General features: G+C 67.6%; 23 protein-coding genes and 1 tRNA gene. 14 read left to right on the top strand and 10 right to left on the bottom strand.

The genetic code is table 11. The features are described from left to right. The first annotated feature begins 19 nt into the window (after positions 1-19). Positions 20-631 carry a putative glycolipid-binding domain-containing protein gene (locus tag FEK34_RS11250; protein ID WP_081597107.1) on the top strand — a complete coding sequence of 204 codons (612 nt, stop codon included), beginning with the start codon at positions 20-22 and terminating at the stop codon, positions 629-631. Positions 632-785: 154 nt separating this feature from the next. Here the strand turns inward: FEK34_RS11250 and FEK34_RS11245 are convergent, their stop codons facing one another. Further along, positions 786-1736 (bottom strand): prephenate dehydrogenase, encoded by a 951-nt coding sequence (locus tag FEK34_RS11245; RefSeq protein WP_138447796.1) that lies wholly within the window; start codon positions 1734-1736, stop codon positions 786-788. A 58-nt stretch (positions 1737-1794) separates the two neighbouring features. Between FEK34_RS11245 and FEK34_RS11240 the strand changes: the two genes are divergently transcribed. From FEK34_RS11240 to FEK34_RS11230, 3 genes are all read left to right on the top strand, one after another. Continuing rightward, positions 1795-2334, top strand: a complete 540-nt coding sequence (locus FEK34_RS11240) for a tRNA adenosine deaminase-associated protein (RefSeq protein WP_138447795.1) — start codon at positions 1795-1797, stop codon at positions 2332-2334. A 139-nt stretch (positions 2335-2473) separates the two neighbouring features. Continuing rightward, a complete protein-coding gene (locus FEK34_RS11235) occupies positions 2474-2908 on the top strand; it encodes a nucleoside deaminase (RefSeq protein WP_138448109.1) in 435 nt (144 codons plus the stop codon). Between the two features lie 54 nt (positions 2909-2962). After that, positions 2963-3053: transfer RNA gene (locus FEK34_RS11230), tRNA-Ser, on the top strand. Between the two features lie 51 nt (positions 3054-3104). On the opposite strand, the gene FEK34_RS11225 is transcribed toward FEK34_RS11230, so the two are convergent. From FEK34_RS11225 to FEK34_RS11205, 5 genes are all read right to left on the bottom strand, one after another. Beyond that, the gene (locus tag FEK34_RS11225) at positions 3105-3356 is read right to left on the bottom strand and encodes a Txe/YoeB family addiction module toxin (RefSeq protein ID WP_138447794.1); all 252 of its coding nucleotides are present in this window, start codon (positions 3354-3356) and stop codon (positions 3105-3107) included. Then, positions 3353-3628, bottom strand: a complete 276-nt coding sequence (locus FEK34_RS11220) for a type II toxin-antitoxin system Phd/YefM family antitoxin (protein WP_249359079.1) — start codon at positions 3626-3628, stop codon at positions 3353-3355. Before FEK34_RS11220 ends, FEK34_RS11225 begins: the two co-directional genes overlap by 4 nt. Then, positions 3553-4653: an AraC family transcriptional regulator gene (locus FEK34_RS11215; protein WP_171048141.1), complete on the bottom strand. Its 1101-nt coding sequence runs from the start codon at positions 4651-4653 to the stop codon at positions 3553-3555. The genes FEK34_RS11220 and FEK34_RS11215 overlap by 76 nt, the downstream gene beginning before the upstream one ends. Before the next feature lie 98 nt (positions 4654-4751). Continuing rightward, positions 4752-5957: a cytochrome P450 family protein gene (locus FEK34_RS11210; RefSeq protein WP_171048139.1), complete on the bottom strand. Its 1206-nt coding sequence runs from the start codon at positions 5955-5957 to the stop codon at positions 4752-4754. 242 nt (positions 5958-6199) lie between these two features. Beyond that, complete coding sequence (locus FEK34_RS11205; RefSeq protein WP_138447790.1) at positions 6200-7105, bottom strand: LysR family transcriptional regulator; 906 nt, start codon at positions 7103-7105, stop codon at positions 6200-6202. Positions 7106-7166: 61 nt separating this feature from the next. On the opposite strand from FEK34_RS11205, the gene FEK34_RS11200 reads away from it, so the two are divergent. The 4 genes from FEK34_RS11200 to FEK34_RS11185 all read left to right on the top strand — a co-directional run bounded on the left by FEK34_RS11200 (position 7167) and on the right by FEK34_RS11185 (position 9467). Continuing rightward, positions 7167-8006, top strand: coding sequence for an oxidoreductase (locus FEK34_RS11200; RefSeq protein ID WP_138447789.1), 840 nt, complete (start codon positions 7167-7169; stop codon positions 8004-8006). 269 nt (positions 8007-8275) lie between these two features. Further along, positions 8276-8470: a ribbon-helix-helix protein, CopG family gene (locus tag FEK34_RS11195; RefSeq protein WP_138447788.1), complete on the top strand. Its 195-nt coding sequence runs from the start codon at positions 8276-8278 to the stop codon at positions 8468-8470. An 11-nt stretch (positions 8471-8481) separates the two neighbouring features. Continuing rightward, entirely contained in the window at positions 8482-8835 is a 354-nt protein-coding gene (locus FEK34_RS11190; protein WP_349292429.1) for a type II toxin-antitoxin system death-on-curing family toxin, read from the top strand. A 386-nt stretch (positions 8836-9221) separates the two neighbouring features. Further along, on the top strand, positions 9222-9467 hold the full coding sequence (locus tag FEK34_RS11185) for a hypothetical protein (RefSeq protein WP_138447786.1): 246 nt from the start codon (positions 9222-9224) through the stop codon (positions 9465-9467). 243 nt (positions 9468-9710) lie between these two features. Here the strand turns inward: FEK34_RS11185 and FEK34_RS11180 are convergent, their stop codons facing one another. After that, complete coding sequence (locus FEK34_RS11180; protein ID WP_138447785.1) at positions 9711-12113, bottom strand: MMPL family transporter; 2403 nt, start codon at positions 12111-12113, stop codon at positions 9711-9713. Positions 12114-12332: 219 nt separating this feature from the next. Between FEK34_RS11180 and FEK34_RS11175 the strand changes: the two genes are divergently transcribed. From FEK34_RS11175 to tgt, 5 genes are all read left to right on the top strand, one after another. After that, a complete protein-coding gene (locus tag FEK34_RS11175; RefSeq protein ID WP_138447784.1) occupies positions 12333-12926 on the top strand; it encodes a TetR/AcrR family transcriptional regulator in 594 nt (197 codons plus the stop codon). Between the two features lie 37 nt (positions 12927-12963). Further along, a complete protein-coding gene (locus tag FEK34_RS11170) occupies positions 12964-13461 on the top strand; it encodes an RrF2 family transcriptional regulator (RefSeq protein WP_138447783.1) in 498 nt (165 codons plus the stop codon). 93 nt (positions 13462-13554) lie between these two features. Continuing rightward, a complete protein-coding gene (locus FEK34_RS11165; protein ID WP_138447782.1) occupies positions 13555-15288 on the top strand; it encodes an ABC transporter ATP-binding protein in 1734 nt (577 codons plus the stop codon). Further along, positions 15285-17195: an ABC transporter ATP-binding protein gene (locus FEK34_RS11160; RefSeq protein WP_138447781.1), complete on the top strand. Its 1911-nt coding sequence runs from the start codon at positions 15285-15287 to the stop codon at positions 17193-17195. The genes FEK34_RS11165 and FEK34_RS11160 overlap by 4 nt, the downstream gene beginning before the upstream one ends. Before the next feature lie 77 nt (positions 17196-17272). Continuing rightward, a complete protein-coding gene (gene tgt / locus FEK34_RS11155) occupies positions 17273-18517 on the top strand; it encodes a tRNA guanosine(34) transglycosylase Tgt (protein WP_138447780.1) in 1245 nt (414 codons plus the stop codon). An 86-nt stretch (positions 18518-18603) separates the two neighbouring features. Here tgt and FEK34_RS11150 read toward each other — a convergent pair whose 3' ends face one another. Next, positions 18604-19386, bottom strand: coding sequence for a queuosine precursor transporter (locus tag FEK34_RS11150; RefSeq protein ID WP_249358988.1), 783 nt, complete (start codon positions 19384-19386; stop codon positions 18604-18606). A gap of 28 nt (positions 19387-19414) precedes the next feature. Between FEK34_RS11150 and FEK34_RS11145 the strand changes: the two genes are divergently transcribed. After that, positions 19415-20017, top strand: coding sequence for a DUF4190 domain-containing protein (locus FEK34_RS11145; protein WP_138447778.1), 603 nt, complete (start codon positions 19415-19417; stop codon positions 20015-20017). Between the two features lie 181 nt (positions 20018-20198). Here FEK34_RS11145 and FEK34_RS11140 read toward each other — a convergent pair whose 3' ends face one another. Then, on the bottom strand, positions 20199-20930 hold the full coding sequence (locus FEK34_RS11140; RefSeq protein ID WP_138447777.1) for an RDD family protein: 732 nt from the start codon (positions 20928-20930) through the stop codon (positions 20199-20201). 40 nt (positions 20931-20970) lie between these two features. Further along, a complete protein-coding gene (gene gluQRS / locus FEK34_RS11135; protein ID WP_138447776.1) occupies positions 20971-21894 on the bottom strand; it encodes a tRNA glutamyl-Q(34) synthetase GluQRS in 924 nt (307 codons plus the stop codon). Positions 21895-21914 lie beyond the last annotated feature (20 nt).

The following is a 21914-nucleotide window of genomic DNA, read 5'->3' as shown; positions in this document are numbered from 1 at the left end:
CGTCGCTTACGGTAGATACGTGACGCACGCGACCGACGCAGCATCAGGCAACGAGAGCCCGTCGCCCTCCCGATGGCCCGCGGTCCTCACCTGGCGCGCGCATGACGCGACGCGGATGGAATCGGTCCGCGTGACCGTCAACGGCAACCGCATCCGGGCCACCGGCCGCATCATCGGCGGTGCGGGCGCCGAGCATCCGGCGTTCAGCGCCTCCTACGATCTGGTCACCGACGAGAACGGCGCCACCAAACGCCTCTCGCTGCGCAGCACCACCGCGGCGGGGGAGCGGCACGCCTCCATCTCCCGCGATGAGGAGAACTACTGGCTGATCGACGCCACCGGCACCCACATCCGCTCCACCTTCGGCGGCGCCCTCGATGTGGACGTGGTGCTCAGCCCGTTCTTCAACACCCTGCCCATCCGCCGCTTCAGCCTCCAGCACGCGGTGGAAGACGTGCAGGTCCCGGTCGTCTACGTCCGTCTGCCCGAGCTCACCGTGCAGGAAGCCAGCCTGGTCTACAGCAGCGCCAGCGACGGCATCAGCGTCCTGTCCCCGGTCTCCAGCGCCACCGTCACCGTCGACCAGGACGGCTTCCTCCTCGACTACCCGGGCCTCGCCGAACGCATCTGAACAGCCGGCTCGATCCCGCAGCGCCCCGCCCACTCGGAGGCGCGGCGAGTGCTACATGGCTGAGGCAAATGCCGAGAAGGCCCCTCGCTCATGTAGCTCTCGTCAAAAGTTCGGCGCCGGGCAGCCCGGCAGGCCGGGCTGATCGGCCGGGCGATCAGTCGAGGCGGGTGATCACGCCGCCGCGTTGCCCGGCCTCGCGTAGACGCTCCAGCCAGTCCTGATCGCCGGGCCGGATATCGGTGATCTCCCAGCGTTCGCTCGTTTCGTACCGTTGACGCCCGTCGTGCCCGGCCTCGGTGAGGTCGGCGAGCGAGCCGTCTTCGGCCAGCAGGTCGCGGGCGCCGTTCAGCACTGTCAGGGTCTCGTCGAGCACCTCGAGCAGGGCCGCCGCGTTCGGTTCGCAGATGGCGCGCACCAGGCCGGGGGCGGTGGCGGCGACGCGGGTGCCGTCCCGGAACGAGCCCGCCGCCAGCCCGAGCGCCAGCTCACCGCCGCCCGCGCCGGCTATCGCCAGCGCCTCGGCCAGCACGTGGGGCAGATGCGAGATGCGGGCCACCGCGCGGTCGTGCTCCTCGGCGACGACGGGAACAACCACCGAACCGCAGGCCAGCGCCAGCTCGACCACCTGCGTCCACGGCTGCGGATGCGTGCCGGGGTCGACTCCGACAGCCCACGCGGCGCCCTGGAAGAGCGCGGGATCGGTTGCCGCCCAGCCGGACTGCGAGGTCCCCGCCATCGGATGCCCGCCGACGAACCGCGCACCGAGCCCGTGCCGCCGCACGGACGCCGCGACCGGTGCTTTCACGCTCACCACATCCGTCAGCGCGCATTCGGGGGCGAAGGTGGAGACCGCGGACAGGATCTGGTCGACCGCCGGCATCGGCACCGCGACCACGAGCAGCGCATCGGTCTCGGCCGCCCGGCGCAGTACCGCGGGCAGGTCGCCGGTGACGTCGAAGCCGTCCGCGCGAGCGGCCTCGGCGCCCGCCGCCGACCGGTTGTATCCCCACGCGTCGAATCCGGCGCCGACCGCCGCGCGCAGCAGCGATCCGCCGATCAATCCGGTCCCGAGGACGCATACGGGGGCTTGCCGGTCACCAGTCACCGGAACAGATTCGCATACGACTTCAACATTTGACCTCGAGCCGACTACCGTTGCGCCCATGGCAGCACAGCGCTCGGGCGGGAACAGGGCGACGTCGGACGATTTCGACGACGTGGAAGGTTTCGCGGTAGCCGTTGTCCGTGAAGACGTCACCTGGCGGTGTAGTCCGCTGAGCTCGGCCGCGCTCACCAGCCTGGCCGCAGCCGAAGACGAACTGAAGGCACTGCGCAGCTCCGGCGCGGTGTTCGGGTTGCTCGACGTCGACGACGAGTTCTTCGTGGTGGTTCGCCCCGCCCCCAGCGGCACCCGCCTGCTGGTCTCGGACGCCACCGCCGCGATCGACTACGACATCGCCGCCGACGTCCTCGAATCGCTGAACGTCGAGATCCCCGATATCGATCCGGACGAATTGGACGATGTCGAACCGTGGGAGGAGGGCGATCTCGGCGTGCTCGCCGACCTCGGCCTGCCCGAACCGGTGCTCAGCGTCATCCTCGCCGAAACCGATCTCTACCCCGACGAGCAGCTCGGCATGATCGCCCAGCGCCTCGGCTTCGCCAACGAACTGTCGGCGGTGCTGGACAAACTGCCGCGCTGAGATGAGGCACGTGCCGTTCGGCCCCGGTGAGTGGCCGGACCGCGGTTCCAGTGGCGGTCCGCCCTCCGATTCCGGTCTGGTGCCCGGCCCGGATCCGGTGCAAGCACGTCCGATCCAGGCGCGTCCGTCCGACGCCGACATGATCCGCGCCGCGATCGAGGCCGCCCGCGCCGCCGACCCACGCGACGTCCCGGTGGGCGCGGTCGTCTTCGACGCCGACGGCCGCGAACTGGCCCGTGCGGCCAACGCCAGGGAAGCCCTCGGCGACCCCACCGCGCACGCCGAGGTCCTGGCCTTGCGCCGGGCCGCCGCCGTGCACGGTGACGGCTGGCGGCTGGAAGGCGCGACCCTCGCCGTCACCCTCGAACCGTGCACCATGTGCGCGGGTGCCCTGGTGCTGGCCCGCGTCGGCCGCCTGATCTTCGGCGCCTGGGAACCCAAGACCGGCGCCGTCGGCTCCCTCTGGGACGTCGTCCGTGACCGCCGCCTCAACCATCGCCCCGAAGTCCGCGGCGGCATCCTCGAACCCGAATGCGCCACCCTCCTCGACGAGTTCTTCCACTCCCAACGCTGACCTCTCTGACCTGCCGATTTAGCGATCCGCGAGGCATCCGGTAGCCTAGTCGGCGGTGGCGTGTCCGAGCGGCCTAAGGAGCACGCCTCGAAAGCGTGTGAGGGGTAACCCCCCTCCGAGGGTTCAAATCCCTCCGCCACCGCCACAAAAGCCCCTCACCTGTTCAGGTGAGGGGCTTTTTCAGCTTTCGGGGCTCTCAGCAGGCGATGATGACCACGGTGTCGTCGTCGGAGCGGTAGACGAGGCGGTATTCGTGATCGATCCGGCGCGACCACCATCCGGACAGCTTCTGACGTAGCGGTTCAGGTGAGCCGCCGTCTCCGGCGTTGCCGTTGCGGCGGATCTCCTCGATCAATCGGTTCAATGTCCTGAGCATCGCCTGGTCGGTGTGCCGCCAGTACAGGTAATCGGCCCAACCGGTATCGGTGAACGTGAGGGTGCGGCTCATCGGTCGCTCTCGGCTGCGGTGGCGTCGGGATCGATGAGTTCGCGTGCGGTGGCCTGCCCCGCCTCGGCCTGCGCGATGCCCTTGGCCAGCCAAGCAGCGTTGGCCGGGTCGGACAGCAGGTAGGCGGTTTCCGTGATCGCTTCCCATTCGCGCAACGATATGACCACCACGGGCTCCCTTCCGCCGCTGCGAGTGATCACCACGTGATCGCTGTCGTCGCCGGCGGCGTCGAGCACGGCCGCAAAGTTGTTGCGTGCATCGGTTTCGTGCATCGCGCGCATGCTGATTGATCTCCTCGAATCTCGAGCGCAGGGCAAGGTCGCGGTTGAGCGATGAGGTCGGTGGTCGTGCTGGGCCGGTCGCGGTCGGCCGAAGCGGTCGCGAGGTGCTCCGACAGCCGCCGCCTGCGAAAGTTCCGTGGCGTTTCACCGTATTCGGCTTTGAACGCCGTCGAGAAACCGGCACTGGTGAACCCGCAGCGCGCGGCCACCTCGCCGATGGACAGTGGACTCGGACGGGCCAGCAGATCACGAGCGGCGCGCAGGGCTTCGGTGCGCCGCAGGTCACGGTAGGTGATGCCGGTGTGGTGGAGCACCGACCGCAGTTGCCTCGGCGACCAGCCGAGCGCATGGGCGACCGCGGGCAGCCGGACGTCACCGGAGCCGAGATTCTTGCGCACGAAAGAGCGTATGGCGTCGATGGTTTCGGCCGCGTCGGCCTGTTGTGGGCCGATGTCGCCGACGAGCATCAGGCACAGCAGTTCGGTGATCCGGTCGCAAACGGCGTCGAATTCCAGTGCCGTCAGCTGCGACCGACCGGCGAGCGTGGTGCTGAGCATGCTCAGCACCACCTGGCCGAGTGCGGTCGACATATCGAGCACTCTCCGGGAGCCGCCGCCGGACAACCGCTGTTCGAGTTGCGCGCGCGGCAGCAGCAGCGCGTAGGCCGTCGAGCCGGGCAGCAGGACCCGGCAGGCCTGGTCCAGTTCGAGAACGAAGCTGTGGCGCGGCGGAACCCGGACGAGCCGGTCGGGCTGCTGGATGACGTATTCGCCCTGCTCGGGGAACACGACCCAGCAGTGGTCGGCCGGGCCGCGCCGGATATGCGACCGGCTGCGGTTCATCAGGTGGTCACCGCGCTGCTGTGCGCGCAGCAGGGTGTAGCCGGAGGATTCTTGAACCGTGATCCGTGCCCACCAGTTGGCCGGATCGCGATACCGGTGCTCGGCGGTCAAGAAATGGTCGGTGACTTCGGTCCACACCGCGGCGCTCGCCACGGTCAGTTCGGAATACCGCATGCCGGGAACTCGGTCGCTCTGATGGTGATCTCCACGTGGCCGGTCAGCGGTGGTCAGACAGCATTGTTTCATCTTCCCGACTGCGGGAACCCGCTCGCTCAGTCACCGGATCGGAGCAGAACCGGCACACACAGTGGGCCGTTGGTCATGAACTGCGGCGCGTACGGGATCTCGGCCGGATCGCAGGCGAGCCGCAGGTCCGGGAACCGGGTGAACAAGGTGGACAGGGCGATCCGGGATTCCAGCCGGGCCAGATGCGCGCCGAGGCAGAAGTGCGGGCCGCGGCCGAATCCGAGCTGATCGGAGTGATCGCGATCGATATCGAAGACGTCGGCGTCCCGATACTTCTGCGGATCGCGTCCGACGCCGGCGTACCAGCCGACGATCGCACCGGCGGGGATATCGACACCGGCAATCTGAATGTCTTCCAGCGCATACCGGTTGAACATCGCGCAGGCCGCGTTCCGGTAGCGCAGGGTCTCCTCGACCACATCGGCCCAGCGGTCACCGGCGCGGGCGGCCGCGAGCTGCTCGGGATAGGTGTACAGCGCCACCACCGCATTGCCGAGCAGATGCATGGTGGTCTCGTGACCGGCCACGATGATGATCCACAGCATTTCGACCAGCTCGGCGTCGGCGAGTCCGTGTTCGGGCTGGGCCCGCACGAGATCCGAGGCCAGGTCATCACCGGGGTTGCTGTGCTTGTCGGCCACCAGTCCGGTCAGGTAGCCGACCATTTCCTGCATGGCGGTCTGGGTCTGCTCGCCGGTGCTGGTGTGTGCGATGAGCGTGGCGGTCCAGCCGCGGAACTTCGGCTGGTCGACGGCCGGGACACCGAACAGTTCGCAGATCACCCCGACCGGCAACGGCATGGTGAAGCTGTCGACGAGGTCGACTTCCGGCTGATCGGCGAACTTGTCGATCAGGTCGTCGGTGAGCTGCTGGATGCGCGGCTCGAGCTGGGCGACCCGCGCCGGGGTGAAGGCGCGAGCGATCGCGCGGCGCATCCGCAGATGGTCGGCGCCGTCCTTGTTGAGCAGATGATCCGCGTCGGTCAGCACCCGCAGCGGCCAGTCGGCCGGGACCGTCCCGTCGTGCATGGCAGGGCAGTTCTTCGTGCTCTTGCTGAACACCGTGCCGTCACCGGCCAGGACCTCGGTCACCGCTTGGTGGCTGACCGCCATCCAGGCCCGGACCCCGCCCGGCAGCTCATAGGGCACGATCGGCCCGGTCCGGATCATCCGGTCGAAGGTGTCGATAACTGGCTCGCCCGCGGTGGGCAGCTGAATGAGGGACTCGGTCATGCGGTTCTCCGGTGCTGTGATCGGCCTCTGACTGCGCGCGTCGATGAGCGCTTGACGAGTGTGGGCCGCGACCGCGAACCGCAACCACTTGATCGGGAATCTCTGCCCCGCAGCGAAATCTGCCGTCGCGGATCGAAAAATCCCGCTCCCAGTCCGGTGCTCGCACAGGTTCCGATGACGTCGCATAGGTTGTAGCGCAAGATTTCCGCCACAACCTATGCGAACGCTGCACGGCGAGTGGGCTACGGGAGTGGGTCGGGGGAGGGGGTGGCTTGGCGGGTTGAGTCCAGGTAGGCGAGGACCAGAGGACGGTGGTCGGTGTGGCGGCGGGCTAGGGCCAGTTCGGCGGGGGACACCCCGTGGATCGGGCGCGCTACGACGTCGCCGCGGGCTATCAAGGGGGCGTTGCCCGCGGCGAGTAGGACCAGGCCGAGCCCGGCGGCGACGGCTTCGTGGGTCTCTTCGGCGCTGGTGATCTCGGCGCCGATCAGGGGAGGACGCCCGGCGCGGGCGTCGAGGGCGAGCCAATAGTCGCGCAGCTCGCCGGCTTCGGGTGGGAGCGCGAGGAATGGCTCGTCGATGACGTCGGCGAAGTCGATGAATTCGCGATCGGCCAGTCGATGCGATGCGGGCAGCGCGATAAAGCGTGGTTCGCGCGCCACCACGACGGCGTCGAAGCGGTCCTGTTCGGGCAGCGGCAGCCAGACGAACGCCACGTCGGTGCTGCCGTCGGCGAGTCCGGCGGTGGGATCGCCCCAGGCGATCTGCCGCAGGGTGATGCTGACCTGGGGGAATCGCTCGGTCATACGGGAGCGGATGGCGGGCAGCAGGCCGCGGCCGGGGCTGGTGCTCATGCCGACGACGAGCGTGGCCGCCTGGGTGGTTTTCGCGGCCTCGACGGCGGCGCGGGCGGTGCTCCATTCGGCGAGGATGGTGCGGGCGTGCGGGAGGAGGGCCGCGCCGACCGGCGTCAGGGTGACGGTTCGGCGGTCGCGGTCGAACAGTGGCGCGCCCAGCTGCCGTTCCAGTGCGCGGATCTGTTTGCTCAGTGCGGGCTGGGAGATGAACAGGCGTTCGGCGGCGCGGCCGAAGTGCAGTTCTTCGGCGACGGCGACGAAGTAGCCGAGGTCGCGGCCGTGAACGTCCATAACCAATGGTTATCACAACGGGTCTTGGACGAGGGGCGCGGCGCCGGGCCAGGATAGTCCCATGAACGAACCCAAGGTTTGGCTGATCACCGGCGCGACAAGCGGATTCGGCCGCGCACTCACCGAAGCGGCGATCGCGGCGGGCGATACCGTCGTCGCCGCCGTGCGGCGTCCCGAAGCGCTGGAGGCGCTGGTCGCCGCGCACCCCGACCAGGTCGATCCGGTTCGGCTCGACGTCACCGACGTCGCCCGCGCCGAGGAGGTGGTGGCCGACGTTCTGGCCCGCCACGGCCGCATCGACGTGCTGGTCAACAATGCCGGCCGCACCCAGGTCGGCGCCGTGGAGGCGACCACCGACGCCGAACTGCGCGACCTGTTCGACCTGCACTTCTTCGGCCCCGCCGCACTCACCCGCGCGGTGCTGCCGTCCATGCGCGAACGCGGCAGCGGCGCCATCGTCAACATGAGCAGCATGGGCGGCCAGCTGTCGTTCGCCGGGTTCGGGGCTTACAGCGCAACGAAATTCGCGCTCGAAGGCCTCTCGGAAGCCCTCGCCGACGAGGTGAAGGGCTTCGGGATCAAGGTGCTCGTCGTGGAGCCGGGCTCGTTCCGCACCAACCTGTTCGGCAAGAACGCCGCCTACTTCAGCGCCGATCACCCCGCCTACGCCGAGAACGTGGGCAGCACAAAGGAGTTCGTGCAGGGCAGCGACGGCGATCAGGCCGGCGATCCCGCGAAGGCGGCCGCCGCGATCATCACCGCGCTGAACGCCGAGCAGACCCCGCTGCGCCTGCCGCTCGGCAGCGACGCCGTCGACGCCATCGCCGGCCACCTCGACGGCGTCCGCGCCGAGCTGGACCAGTGGGAAAAGCTCGCCCGCGACACCGAATTCGACCAGTAGCGAGCCGACCCCGCGCCTCCGACCGCATCAGCGTGGACGGAGGCGCGGGGACCCTTCTCGATTCATGGACCGGGAATCCGTGGTCAGGCAGCCGATGCCCGTCGCCCTATCCGCGTCGCCCCCGCGGTCGCCGCCATCACCAGCGCGATCCCCGCCCACTGCGCCACCGCCGGCGATTCGCCGAGCAGCACCAACCCGGCCGCCGCGAAATGGCCGTCGATGGATGAACTGCATGCCCCAGCGTGATACCAGTGCGGTATCATTGCCGTATGGCTATGACGCTGCGGCTGGATGAGGAAGACGATCGGATGCTGACCGAACGGGCTGCGGCCGAAGGCCGCAGTAAGCAGGAGATCGCCAAGGAAGCCATCCATTTGCATCTGACCCGGCAGCGCGAGGTGTTCTCCGCTCTGGTCGGAGAATCGCTCGCGAAACACGCGGAGCTCATGGCGCGTTTGGCGTGATCTACCTCGACATAAGTGAGCTTCTTCTGATTGCGGAGAAGATCAACGGTACGGCGCACTGTGTTCGCGACTGGGGTCTGCTCCAGTCGGCCGCGGAACGCCCAAGGGCATCGGTGTTCGGCGTGGACGCCTATCCGACCTTGCTCGAGAAAGCAGCGGCGCTGATCCACTCGATCGCGCGCAATCATGCCCTCATCGATGGGAATAAGCGCACGGCATGGATCGCGGCAGACATCATGCTGGTCATGAACCAGGGCAGCGGCCTGCAGGTCGACCCGGAGCGCCAGGAAGAGTTCATGAACCTGATTGCCGAAGGCAAGATGGAGGTCGCGGAAATAGCGACCCAGCTGAAGCGGTGGGTGTAACCACCTAGACCAATTCGGGGCGATTCCATGCCAAGAAGGCATTGGCCGCTGCCTGCTCCAGCTGAATACTGGACATAGCGCCCAGGACGAGCAGGGGCGCGGGCACGCTGCCGAACAGTCGATCGGCCGGGCTCGTTTTCGCCGGCCGGGTATGCGGTGCGATTGGCTCGGCCGCTGTGGTGACAACCACGGGTGCTACTCCGATCTCTGGGGTTCCCCGCGGAAGAAGCTAGGTCCGATGCGTTAAGACGGGTGGACGCGATGGTTGCCGGTCATGGGTATCGACCTTGCGAAATGTCGCACGCTTTGTGTTGCCCGGCACACCGATAGCCGGGCCGCACACCGGGTACCCCACAGGGACACCCGAGAGGGAAGGAACGATTGCCATGCGCGAGCCCTCGATTCGCGCCAGATCGTCTCGCGGCTTCGGTGCGAGCCTGTTGAGTGTGCTGGTGATGGTGTGGTTGGTGATCGGATTGGTCGCGGCCTTCCAGCGCGACTACTTCACCGCGGCCCCCGCCGAATGCCGCGATTTCGCCACCATCGGGCTGACCGTGATCGCCGGTCCGCTCAATTACGCGGGGCTCAACCCGAAGGTCGAGCACTGCACACTGCCCGAACCCAGCCAATAGCCCGGTAATCCACCCCAGCCGCGTCCTCTCGGTCCGCGGCGAGAGCAGACCGGCTACTCGAGGACGGCAGGTCGACTCGACGTCCTCGTCCGCATTCCCGGCCTGACTCTCGTCCGGTAACCCCGCGCCCGGGACAGCCCGGAAGATTTCGCCGGCCCGGGTCGGCGTCTCGGCCGAAACGGGCGAACCCCGCCCGGCTGGGTGCCGGACGGGGTTCGTCGCGAGTGATTGCGCTGCGGCCGGTCAGACTCCGGCTTCCACCGGCTTCTTCGCCGCGTCGGCATCGCGCTGCTGGAGTTCGCGCAGCTTGGTGCCTTCCACGTCGATGTCGGGCAGGATGCGGTCCAGCCAGGCGGGCAGCCACCAGGCCCACTTGCCCATCAGTACGAGCAGCGACGGGATCAGGATCATCCGGACCAGGAAGGCGTCGAAGAACACGCCTGCTGCCATCGCGAAGCCCATGGACTTCGAGGTGATGTCCGGCGACAGCATGAACCCGGCGAACACCGAGATCATGATGACCGCGGCCGAGGTGACCACGCGGGCACCGTGGTGGTAGCCGTCGATCATCGCGTCCTTGGGCGACTTGCCGCGCACGAATTCCTCGCGCATGCGGGTCACCAGGAACACCTGGTAGTCCATCGCGAGACCGAACACGATGCCGATCAACATGATGGGCAGGAAGCTGATGATCGGGTGGGTGTCCTCGATGAGCCCGAGCGCGCCCTCCTGGAAGAACAGCACGGTGACACCGAAGGTCGCCGCCATCGACAACAGGAAGCCGAGGGCCGCGGTCAGCGGCACCAGGATCGACCGGAACACCAGCACCAGCAGCAGGAACGCCGCGCCGGCCACGATCGCCAGGTAGGGCACGATGCTGGCGAGCAGCACGTGGTTGACGTCGGCGTAGATGGCGGTTTCGCCGGTGATGCCGTATTCCATGCCGTACTTCGAGGTGAATTCACCCTCGGCATCGCGGACCTGGGCGACCAGATCCTGAGTGGCCTCACTGTTCGGCCCGGACTTCGGCACCGCCATGAACAGCGCCGCCTGCCCGTCCTCGCTCGGCTGAGCGGTGGTCAGGTAGTCCATGTCCTCGTAACCGGCGAGCCGGTCACGCAGCTCGGTCAGCGCGGGGTCGCGCTGGTCCTGCGGCACGTCGGTCAGGTCGACGGCCACCACGAGCATGCCGTTCTTGCCCTCGCCGAAGCCTTCGGTCTGCAACTCGTAGGCCTTGCGCATCGACGAGTCCTTGGGCGCGCTGTCGCCGCCGGGCAGGCCGAGGTTCAGGTTCAGCGCCGGTGCGGCGAGCGCACCGAGCACCACCACGCACAGGGCCAGCGTGATGGCCGGTGCCTTCGCGACGAGCTTGGCGAAGCGCATGCCGTTGGTGACCGAGGTGTCGTCCTCGGGATCGTGCTTGGCGACGAACGGAACCTTCGGCTTGAACAGGAACCGGCCGAAGGCGCCCATCAGCGCCGGCAGCAGGGTGATCGCGGTGACGACGGCGAACGCGGCGGCGATCGCGCCACCGATACCCATGGCGGTCAGGAAGCTGACGCCGACGATGCTCAGGCCGAGCAGTGCGATGAGCACGGTCAGGCCCGCGAACACGACCGCCGAACCCGCGGTGCCGACCGCGACACCGGCGGCCTCTTCCGGCGAATCCTGCACGACGAGTTCGTGCTTGTACCGGGAGACGATGAACAGCGCGTAGTCGATCGACAACGCCAGGCCGATCATGGACGCCAGGATCGGGGTGAAGGTCGGGACCGCGGTGAGCGAGGTGCCCATCACGATCACCAGGCCGGCCGCGCCGACGCCGACGATGCCGGTGATGATCGGCACGAAGGCCGCGATCAGCGCACCGAAGGCGATGATCATGACGATCAGCGCGACGCCGATGCCGATCATCTCGGCGGTGCCCTGCTCGGGCTGTTCCTGGGCCAGCACGCCGGTCATCGCGACGGTCAGGCCGGCCTTTTCGGCCTGCTCGGCCACGGCCTCGGCGGCCTCGCGGTGTTCGGGCTTGACGTCGGAGAATTCCGCCATCGTGAACGGCACGGTGATCACCGCGACGGTGCCCGGCTTCTGTTCGTTCAGCACGTTCAGCGGCGCACCCGAGCACATGCCCTGGAAATCGGGCGCCTCGGGATTGTCGAGGCAGTTGGGCGAGGGGATCGGCGGGGTCTGGCCGGGTTCCAGGGCGGCCATGGCATCGGCCAGCTCCTTGGCGGCCTCCGGGCTGGCCGGCATCATCTGCGTGGCCGTGACCGGGTTCACGATCGGCTGGCTGTGATCGACGATCTCCTGGTCACCCAGCTTCGGCGCGTTGAGCGTCTGCACCATCGCGTCGAGGGCGGCCATGTTGTTCGGATCGGAGAGCTTGCCGTCCTTGGCGGCGATCACGTAGGTCGCGGTGATCGCGTCGATGCTGAAGCCTTCCGCGTATTGCGGCATGTGCTCTTCGAGGATCTCGGCGGCGCGCTCGGACGGCAGGCCGGGCATGTCGAACTTGTCCTGGAACGGCTTGGCCAGGCTTGCCGCGGCGCCACCGAGCAGCACCAACAGGAGCAGCCAGATGGGCAGCACTATCCATTTCCGGCGGAAAGCGAACTTTCCCCATCGGTATAGATAAACGGACACGGGGGTCTCTCCTAGCTATCGCTGGGCTTGCTTGGGATCGATTCAATTGCTGGAGCGTGTAGACAGCACCTCTGCCGCGGGTGCTTGCCGTCCCCGCCTCCAATTGACGCGCTCTGCCTACCGTGCGGTAGGTAGACTACCGTAGGAACTAACCGGAGGCACAACCTCAATATCTCGGGCACCCGGAGCCGGGCAGAACAGTGATGAGAGGATCATCCCATGACCATCCGTGAGTCGACGGAAGCTGTTGTCGCAGGTGGAGGCACTAAACAGGCCATCCGAGACGCCGCCGTCGAGCTGTTCACCAGCAAGGGTTTCGAACAGACGAGCCTGCGCGAGGTCGCGGATGCGGTGGGAATCACAAAGGCGTCGCTCTACTATCACTACGCTTCCAAGCTCGATCTGCTGCTGGCGATCATCGATCCGGTGATCGACCACATGCGTTCGGTGGTCGAGGACATCGACGCCGTCCCCTACAACCCCGAAGGCATCCGGGCCGTGCTGCGGACCTATGTCCGCGGCATGGTCCGACACCGCGACGCCGGCGCCATGTGCATGCGCGACACCGTCGCGATCGTCAACGCGATGGCCGACCGCTACCCCGACGTCGCCGAGAGCACCAGGCAGCTTCGGCGCTGGCTGGCCGGGCCCGACCCCACCGACGAAGCCCTGCTGCGGGCCAGTGCCGCACTGGAAATTCTCGGCGTGGCGCTGCTGTCCACCGAAGTGGTGCCGGACGCGCCGGACGAGCTGGTGGAAAAGACCCTCCTCGATGCCGCCACCTGCGTCCTGACCGCGCACCGGACCGCGTAGATTCGTCCGCGTCACCTCGGATACGTCAGGAGCAGGAGTGCACATCACCGCGAAGGTCGACCACGCGGTGCGAACGTTGCTCGAGATCGCCGACGCGGCGGGGACCGGCGCGGCGGTGAAGGCCGAGACCATCGCCTCGGCGCAGCGCATCGCCCCGAAAGTGCTCGAAGGCGTGCTGGCCGAGCTGCGCCGGGCCGGCCTGGTGACCAGCAGGCGCGGCCCGGACGGCGGCTACCGGCTGGCCCGCCCGGCCGCCGCGATCTCCATCGCCGACGTCATCCGCGGCATCGAGGGCCCACTGGCCTCGGTGCGCGGTGAGCGGCCCGAGGACGTGCGCTATCCGGGCGCGGCCGAACCATTGCAGCGGGTGTGGATCGCGTTGCGGGTCAATATCCGCGCCGTGCTCGAGGACGTCTCGATCGCCGATATCGCCGACAACCGGCTGCCCGGATTCATCGACGCGCTCACCGGCGACCCCGGCGCGTGGGCCCGCCGCGAGCCACGCGACGACCAGGAACTGCTCGGCCGCGCCTGATCCCGCGGCATTTCCGGACAGTTCGGACACTCGACCAGTCCGGCGCAAATGTCCTCGTCACGGCCGCGGAAATGCCGGTAGCCTCCATTCATCATGTTGATCTCACTGCTTCGCACCTATCTGGCTCCCTATCGAGCCCAGCTCGCCGGAGTGGTCGCGTTGCAGCTGATCTCGGTCATCGCGATGCTCTACCTGCCGAGCCTGAACGCCGACATCATCGACGAGGGCGTCACCAAGGGCGATATCGGCTTCATCTGGCGCACCGGACTGTGGATGCTCGTGGTCACCGGCGTGCAGATCGTGGCCTCGGCCTCTTCGGTCTACCTCGCCGCACAGGCCGCGATGGGCGGCGGGCGCGACCTGCGCGGCGCCCTGCTGCACCGGGTCGGCACCTTCTCCGCGCGCGAGGTGGGCAGCTTCGGCGCGCCGTCGCTGATCACCCGCAACACCAACGACGTCCAGCAGGTGCAGCTGCTGATCGTGATGGCCGCGACCATCCTGGTCATGGCCCCGATCATGTGCATCGGCGGCATCATCATGGCGCTGCGCGAAGACCTGAAACTGTCCTGGGTGCTGCTGATCGCGGTGCCCGCGCTCGGACTGAGCATGGCGCTGATCATCGCCAGGATGGTGCCCGGCTTCCGGGAGATGCAGGCCAGGATCGACGGGGTGAACCGGGTGCTGCGCGAGCAGATCACCGGTATCCGGGTGGTGCGCGCCTTCGTCCGGGAACGGCAGGAGACCTGGCGTTTCGGGGTGGCCAACACCGAACTCACCGACACTTCGCTGCGGGTGGGCCGGTTGATGGCGCTGATGTTCCCGACGGTCATGCTGATCAGCAACCTCACCGCCGTCGCCGTCATCTGGTTCGGCGGGCACCTGGTCGATTCGGGTGAGATGCAGATCGGCTCGCTCACCGCGCTGCTGGCCTACATCATGCAGATCCTGATGGCGGTGATGATGGCCTCGTTCCTGGCCATGATGGCCCCCCGCGCCGCCGTCTCCGCCGACCGCATCGGCGAGGTGTTGCAGACCCGCTCCTCGGTGCACCCGCCGGCGAACCCGCAACCGTTCCGCGGCGATCCGGCCGAGGTCGACGTCCAGTTCGCCGAATTCAGCTATCCCGGCGCCGAGAAACCGGTGCTGCACGCGATCCGGTTCAAGGTCGGTCCAGGGCAGACCACCGCGATCGTCGGCTCCACCGGTGCGGGCAAGACCACGCTGATCAACCTGATCCCGCGCCTGATCGACGTCACCGATGGCGCGGTGTACGTCGGCGGCACCGATGTGCGTCATCTCGACCTGGAACAACTGCGCGGCCAGATCGGTCTGGTACCGCAGAAGGCGTACCTGTTCTCCGGCACCATCGCCAGCAATCTGCGCTACGGCAACCCCGATGCCTCCGATGACGAACTGTGGCGCTGCCTGGAGATCGCGCAGGCCGCCGACTTCGTCCGGGAGATGCCCCAGGGCCTGGAAACCCCGGTCGCCCAGGGCGGCACCACCGTCTCCGGTGGGCAACGCCAGCGCTTGGCCATCGCCCGGGCCCTGGTCCGCAAGCCGCGCATCTACCTGTTCGACGATTCCTTCTCCGCTCTCGACGTCGCCACCGACGCCAGGCTGCGTGAGGCGCTGCGCCCGGAAACCCGCGACGCCTCGGTGATCATCGTGGCCCAGCGCATCGCCACCATTCGTGACGCCGACCAGATCGTGGTCCTCGAAGACGGCGCCATGGCCGGTATCGGCACCCATGAGCAATTGCTGCGCGACTGCCCGGAGTACCAGGAAATCGTCGAATCGCAGCTGAGCGTGGAGGAGGCCCGATGAGGCCGGGGGCGGTTCCGGGTGCACCGGAGAGCAAGCCGAAATCCTTCGTCCCGTCGTTGAAGCGGCTGCTGCGCAGGCTGGCCCCGGAGCGGGTCAACGTCATCGCGATCATTTCGCTGGTGATCGTGTCGGTGGTGCTCAACACCCTCGGCCCCTACATCCTCGGCCAGGCCACCAACCTGGTCTTCGACGGCGTCGTCGGCAAGCAGTTGCCGGAGGGCATCACCAAGGAACAGGCCATCGAGGGTCTGCGCGCCCAGGGCGACAACACCCTCGCCGACATGCTTTCCGGCATGGACGTGGTGCCCGGCGTCGGCGTCGATTTCGACGCGGTGGGCCGGGTGCTGATGCTGGTGCTGGTGCTCTACCTCGGTGCGTCGCTGTTCAGCTGGTTGCAGGGCTTCCTGCTCAACAACGTCATCAACCGGACGGTGAAGCGGCTGCGCAGCGATGTCGAGGACAAGATCCACCGGCTGCCGCTGCGCTACTTCGACTCCGCGCCGCGCGGCGATGTGCTCAGCCGTGTCACCAATGACGTCGACAATGTCTCGCAGAGCTTGCAGCAGACCATGAGCCAGCTGCTGAACTCGGTGTTCTCGGTGCTCGGCATCCTGGTGATGATGTTCTGGATCTCGCCGCTGCTGGCGCTGATCGCCCTGCTCACGGTGCCCGCCGCGATCGTGGTCACCGCCCAGATCGCCAAACGCTCCAAACCGCATTTCGTCGACCAGTGGAAGTACACCGGCCTGGTGAACGCCCAGGTCGAGGAGGCCTACACCGGCCACGAGATCGTCACCGCGTTCGGCCGCAACCGCGAGGTGGCCGAGGAGTTCGACAAGCGCAACGAGCAGCTCTACCAGTCCAGCTTCAAGGCGCAGTTCATCTCCGGGCTGATCATGCCCGCGATCATGTTCCTCGGGAACGTCAACTATGTGCTGGTCGCGCTGGTGGGCGGTTTGCGGGTGGCCACCGGCCAGCTCTCCCTCGGCGAGGTGCAGGCCTTCATCCAGTACTCCAGGCAGTTCAGCCAGCCGCTCACCCAGATCGGCGCGATGGCCAACCTGCTGCAATCGGGCGTGGCCTCGGCCGAGCGGATCTTCGAGATCCTCGACGCCGAGGAACAGAGCCCCGACCCGGTGATGGAGGACGTGCGCCCGGTCGATCGCGGGCGGGTCGAATTCGAGGCGGTGTCGTTCGGCTACGAGCCGGGCAAGCCGGTGATCGAACGGCTGTCGCTGGTCGCCGAGCCCGGTCATGTGGTCGCCATCGTCGGTCCGACCGGCGCGGGCAAGACCACGCTGGTCAATCTGCTCATGCGGTTCTACGAGCTCGACGCGGGCACCATCACCATCGACGGCGTCGACATCACCGACATCACCCGCGATCACCTGCGTTCCCGCATCGGCATGGTGTTGCAGGACACCTGGCTGTTCAAGGGCACCATCCGGGAGAACATCGCCTACGGCAACCCCAATGCCAGCGAATACGACATCATCGCCGCGGCCCGCGCTGCCTATGTGGACCGGTTCGTGCACGCGCTGCCCGACGGCTACGACACCGTCATCGATGAGGAGGGCACCGGGGTCAGCGCCGGTGAGAAGCAGCTCATCACCATCGCGCGGGCATTCCTGGCCAAGCCGTCGATCCTGATCCTGGACGAGGCCACCAGCTCCGTCGACACCCGCACCGAACTGCTGGTGCAGCATGCCACCGCGGCCCTGCGCCGCGACCGCACCAGCTTCGTCATCGCGCACCGGCTGTCCACCATCCGCGACGCCGACGTCATCGTGGTGATGGAGAAGGGCCAGATCGTGGAGCTCGGCAATCATGAACGGCTGCTGGAGAACCGCGGCGCCTACTACCGGCTCTACAACGCCCAGTTCGCCGCCGCGGCCGCGGACGCGTAGGCCTGTGGCCGCGGACGGATAGGCCCGCGGCCGCCCTGCCTGCGAGGACCGGCGCGCCACCCTGCGAAGATGGGCGCGTGTCCGACCGCGCAGCTTTCTCGTTCACCGTCGGTACCCGCCTCGACGGGCAGTACGGGCGCACCGGGGTGATCAGCACCCCGCACGGCGATATCGCCACGCCCGCGTTCATCCCGGTGGGCACGAAGGCCACGGTCAAGGCCGTGCTGCCGGAGACGATGCGTGAGATCGGCGCGCAGGCGCTGCTGGCCAACGCCTATCACCTGTACCTGCAACCCGGCGCCGATATCGTCGACGAGGCCGGCGGGCTGGGCCGATTCATGAACTGGCCGGGGCCGACCTTCACCGACAGCGGCGGCTTCCAGGTGATGTCGCTGGGGGTCGGGTTCAAGAAGGTGCTGGCCATGGAGGCGGTGGACGTGCGAAGCGACGACGTCATCGCCAAGGGCAAGGAACGGCTTGCCACCGTCGACGACGACGGCGTCACCTTCCGCTCCCACCTCGACGGCTCCAAGCATCGCTTCACCCCCGAGGTGTCGATGGGCATCCAGCATCAGCTCGGCGCCGACATCATGTTCGCCTTCGACGAGCTGACCACCCTGCTCAATACCCGGGCCTACCAGGAGAAATCGCTGCAACGCACGCATGAGTGGGCGCAGCGCTGCATCGACGAACACGAGCGGCTCACCCACGCCCGCGCGCACCGCCCGTACCAGGCGTTGTTCGCGGTGGTCCAGGGCGCGCAGTACGAGGACCTGCGCCGCAAGGCCTGCCGCGAACTGGAGACCATTCGCGGCCAGGACGGCACCGAGTTCGACGGCTACGGCATCGGCGGCGCGCTGGAGAAGCACAATCTCGGCACCATCGTCGGCTGGTGCAGCGCGGAGCTGCCCGAACACAAACCGCGCCATATGCTCGGCATCAGCGAACCGGAGGACGTGTTCACCGCGGTCGCCAACGGCGCCGACACCTTCGACTGCGTGAATCCGTCACGGGTGGCCCGTAATGCCGCGATCTACGTCGACGCGGGCCGGTTCAACATCAACACCAGCCGTTTCCGTCGCGATTTCACCCCGATCGACGAGAACTGCGACTGCTACACCTGCGCCAACTACACCCGCGCCTACCTGCATCACCTGTTCAAGGCCAAGGAGATGCTCGCGGCGACGCTGTGCACGATTCACAACGAGCGCTTCACGATCCGATTGGTCGACCGGATCCGGGAGAGCATCGACGGCGGGTACTTCGAGGAGCTCCAGGCCGAGACTCTGGGTCGGTGGAAGGGGCGGATCACCGCACCGTAGTTGTTCCCGGCCATTGCCGTCAGGTCCGCAGCAGAGGCGGCGGAATCCGGCCGTGGCCACCCCGCCGGCGACCACGGCCGCGACACTCACGAATGCAGCGGATCGAGTTCCTTTGGCGCGTAGCTCGGTTCGTGCTTCTTCAGCAGCGCGATCACCTGATAGGTGATCGGCATGACCAGGATCTCGACCAGCGTCTTCCACAGGAAGCCGACGATCACGTAGTTGATGAACTGCTCCCAGCTGTCGATGCCGATGGCGGTGGCGGCGATCGAGCAGAAGATGAGGGTGTCGGCGAGCTCGCCGACCACGGTGGAGCCGATCAGCCGGGCCCACAGGTGCTTCTCCCTGGTCCGCTCCTTGATCAGCACCAGCGTCGCCGAGTTCAGCAGCTGGCCGACGAAATAGCCGGCCAGTCCGGCGGCCACCAACTGCGGTGTGGTGCCGAGGACGGTGCGGAAGGCCTCTTGGTTCTCGTAGAACACCGCGGGCGGCAGCTGGACCGCGATGGCGAAGCACACCACCATCAGCAGCAGCGCGCCGAAACCGTAGTAGATGGCCCGGCGGGTGGCGCGGAAGCCGTAGACCTCGCTCAGCACGTCGCCGAGGATGTAGGCCAGCGGGAAGAGGAAGAACGCGCCGTCGGTGCTGATGGGCAGCACCTCGATCGGGCCGAGGCTCACCGACTGGTCGGTGAAGAACTGCACGCCCTTGGTGGCGCAGACGTTGGAAATGATCAGCGTGGCCGTGAACAGTGCCACGATGGGGGTGTAGTAGCCCCGCGCGACCTGGGCGAATGCCGCATGGTTCGACGCGGGGCGCCCAGACCCCTCGTGATCGGCGGGTTTGTTCGAATCACTCACCCGACTCATCCAACCAGGTTTGCCATATGGTGTAGCCATGACCAATCCCGGCGATTCCGACGAGTGGTGGAAGCAGTACGGCGGCCAAGGCGTGTCGTCGGAGTCAGGTGGTGCCGGTTCGGTCCCGCAGTACCCCGCAGCCGAGCAGCCCGGCTACCCCTCGGGGCAGCAGCAGTATCCCGCCGCGCCGCCGCAGTACCCGTCGCAGCCGGGCGCGGGTGCGCCGCCGCAGTATCCGTCCGGTTCGCAGCCGCAGTACCCCGCGGCCCCGCCGCCGGCCTACCCGGCGTATCAGCAGCCCGCGCCGGATCCGTATGCGCAGCAGCAGCCTTACCCGCAGCAGGGGTACGGATATCCGTATCAGGCGGGGTACCCCGGATACGGGATGCCGCCGCAGGGCACCAATGGCATGGCGATCGGCGCGCTGATCACCTCGTGCATCGGTGTGCTGTGCTGCGGGTTGTTCGTGGTGTCGGCAGTGGGACTGATCCTTGGGATCGTCGCTCAGAAACAGATCGATCAAACAGGCCAGGAAGGCCGGGGATTCGCCCAGGCGGCGATCTGGGTCGGCGCGGTGAGCATCGGGCTCGGCGTGATCATGTGGATTCTCAACATCATCGGCATCGTCGCGGGTCCGTAGCACCCGCAGGCCGGTCGACGGCCGGGTAGGTCGAGAGGGCCGGAACGGTCGAGTCCGCCGGACCGCGGAGGATCGACGCGTTCGTGCCGCCAACCCCACCGACCACAGCAACAACGAAGGGGCGCACCGATTTTCGGTGCGCCCCTGGTCGTGCCGGTGGTCCGGCGGTGAAGTTCGAGCCTCAGCCCTTGACGACCTGCGTCCCGCCGGCGAACTTGTCGTGCCAACCCTGCTTGTTCGGGTCCTGCTCGATGGTGATCGCCATGTAGATGGCCAGACCGAGGCTGGCCAGCTGGCCGAGGCACGGGATGATGTTGACGATCAGGTAGATGTTGCGCTTGATCGAGACCTCGGGGCTGATCTTGGGCGCACCGCCCGGCGCGATCACGCGCAGGCCGAGGATCTTCTTGCCCAGCGTGGTGCCCATGTTGATCTCGCACAGCACGACGTACGCGCTGACGATCGCGAAGTACAAGATCCACGCGAGGAGCGTGCCGAAAAAGCTGTTGAGCGCGAACGCGATGACGAAGTAGACGATGGCGGCCGGGATTCCGGAGATGATCCCATCGATGAACCGCGCACCGAACCGGGTCAGCAGATCACCCGGCTGCCCACCGAATCCCGGCTGCTGTCCGTACCCCGGCTGTCCGTACTGCTGCTGCGCGTACGGATCCTGCTGACCGAACTGCGGCTGCTGTCCGTACTGACCCTGCTGGGCGTAGGGATCCTGCGGCTGCCCGTAGGGCTGCTGCTGACCGAACTGCGGCTGGCCGTAAGGCTGCTGCGGCTGCTGTCCGTAGGGCTGCTGCGGCGGTTGCTGGTCGTACTTCGGCTGCTCACCGTACTGGGGCTGCTGCCCGTACGGCTGCCCGCCCTGCGGATACTGGTTGGGGTCGTACCCACCGCTTGTCATAAGTAATCCTCGTCCGTCGACAGATCGGTCGCTGGGTACGTTACGGACATCGATCGTGTTGCAACAACCCATCCGGGTCGAGCGTCCAGGGCTTCGACGGCAGTTCGCGCGGGTCGAATTCGGCCAGCATCTCGGCTGCCGTGCCTGCGGTGAAGCCGAGCGAACGGGCCAGCGACGCCACCACCTGGCCGGTGCTCTCACCGAGCGCGTGCCGGTCGGCCAGGGTCACCGCGCCGTCGCGTTTGGCCAATCGCTGCCCGGATTCGTTGAGCACCAACGGAACATGCGCGTACTGCGGGACGGGCAGGTCGAGCAGCGTCGCCAGATAAGCCTGACGTGGGGTGGACGGCAGCAGGTCGTCACCGCGCACCACCTGGTCGACGCCCTGCTCGGCATCGTCGACCACGACGGCGAGGTTGTAGGCGGGAATCCCGTCGCCGCGGCGCAGCACGACATCGTCGACCGGCCCGCGATAGCGGCCGTGCAGTTGATCGATCACCTCGAACTCGGTCACCGAGGCCCGCAGGCGCAGCGCGGCGGGCCTGCCTTCGGCGCGTTTGGCCGCGCGTTCGGCGTCGGTCAGGTCGCGGCAGGTGCCGGGATAGGCGCCCATCGGTCCGTGCGGTGCGGTCGCGGCCTGCTGGATTTCCCTTCGGGTGCAGAAGCATTCATAGGTCAGGCCGGCAGCGGTGAGCCGGTCGATGGCCGCGGCATAGTGGTCGAGCCGATCGGATTGCCGGACCACCGGCGGGTCCCAGTCCAGGCCGATCGCGGCCAGATCGGCCAGCTGCCGGGCCTCGGCGCCGGGGCGCACCCGGTCCAGATCGTCGATGCGCAGCACGAACCGGCGCCCGGTGCTGCGGGCGAAGAGCCAGGCCAGCAGGGCCGTGCGCAGATTGCCCAGGTGCAGGTCACCGGACGGGCTCGGTGCGTATCGGCCCGCGGGAGCTAGGTCGGTCGGCATTCCGGTCATGGTAGAGGCGG

Source organism: Nocardia cyriacigeorgica, from assembly GCF_005863245.1.
Taxonomy (GTDB): domain Bacteria; phylum Actinomycetota; class Actinomycetes; order Mycobacteriales; family Mycobacteriaceae; genus Nocardia; species Nocardia cyriacigeorgica_C.
This window is presented reverse-complemented; position numbering and strand designations above follow the sequence as displayed.

Bases quoted from the DNA above. Each gene is read 5' to 3' on its own strand.
- FEK34_RS11240 (WP_138447795.1), top strand. From the start codon at position 1,795: ATGGCAGCACAGCGCTCGGGCGGGAACAGGGCGACGTCGGACGATTTC.
- FEK34_RS11235 (WP_138448109.1), top strand. From the start codon at position 2,474: ATGATCCGCGCCGCGATCGAGGCCGCCCGCGCCGCCGACCCACGCGAC.
- FEK34_RS11225 (WP_138447794.1), bottom strand. From the start codon at position 3,356: ATGAGCCGCACCCTCACGTTCACCGATACCGGTTGGGCCGATTACCTG.
- FEK34_RS11220 (WP_249359079.1), bottom strand. From the start codon at position 3,628: ATGCACGAAACCGATGCACGCAACAACTTTGCGGCCGTGCTCGACGCC.
- FEK34_RS11215 (WP_171048141.1), bottom strand. From the start codon at position 4,653: ATGCGGTATTCCGAACTGACCGTGGCGAGCGCCGCGGTGTGGACCGAA.
- FEK34_RS11210 (WP_171048139.1), bottom strand. From the start codon at position 5,957: ATGACCGAGTCCCTCATTCAGCTGCCCACCGCGGGCGAGCCAGTTATC.
- FEK34_RS11205 (WP_138447790.1), bottom strand. From the start codon at position 7,105: ATGGACGTTCACGGCCGCGACCTCGGCTACTTCGTCGCCGTCGCCGAA.
- FEK34_RS11200 (WP_138447789.1), top strand. From the start codon at position 7,167: ATGAACGAACCCAAGGTTTGGCTGATCACCGGCGCGACAAGCGGATTC.
- FEK34_RS11195 (WP_138447788.1), top strand. From the start codon at position 8,276: ATGGCTATGACGCTGCGGCTGGATGAGGAAGACGATCGGATGCTGACC.
- FEK34_RS11185 (WP_138447786.1), top strand. From the start codon at position 9,222: ATGCGCGAGCCCTCGATTCGCGCCAGATCGTCTCGCGGCTTCGGTGCG.
- FEK34_RS11175 (WP_138447784.1), top strand. From the start codon at position 12,333: ATGACCATCCGTGAGTCGACGGAAGCTGTTGTCGCAGGTGGAGGCACT.
- FEK34_RS11165 (WP_138447782.1), top strand. From the start codon at position 13,555: ATGTTGATCTCACTGCTTCGCACCTATCTGGCTCCCTATCGAGCCCAG.
- FEK34_RS11160 (WP_138447781.1), top strand. From the start codon at position 15,285: ATGAGGCCGGGGGCGGTTCCGGGTGCACCGGAGAGCAAGCCGAAATCC.
- FEK34_RS11150 (WP_249358988.1), bottom strand. From the start codon at position 19,386: ATGAGTCGGGTGAGTGATTCGAACAAACCCGCCGATCACGAGGGGTCT.
- FEK34_RS11145 (WP_138447778.1), top strand. From the start codon at position 19,415: ATGACCAATCCCGGCGATTCCGACGAGTGGTGGAAGCAGTACGGCGGC.
- FEK34_RS11140 (WP_138447777.1), bottom strand. From the start codon at position 20,930: ATGACAAGCGGTGGGTACGACCCCAACCAGTATCCGCAGGGCGGGCAG.
- gluQRS (WP_138447776.1), bottom strand. From the start codon at position 21,894: ATGCCGACCGACCTAGCTCCCGCGGGCCGATACGCACCGAGCCCGTCC.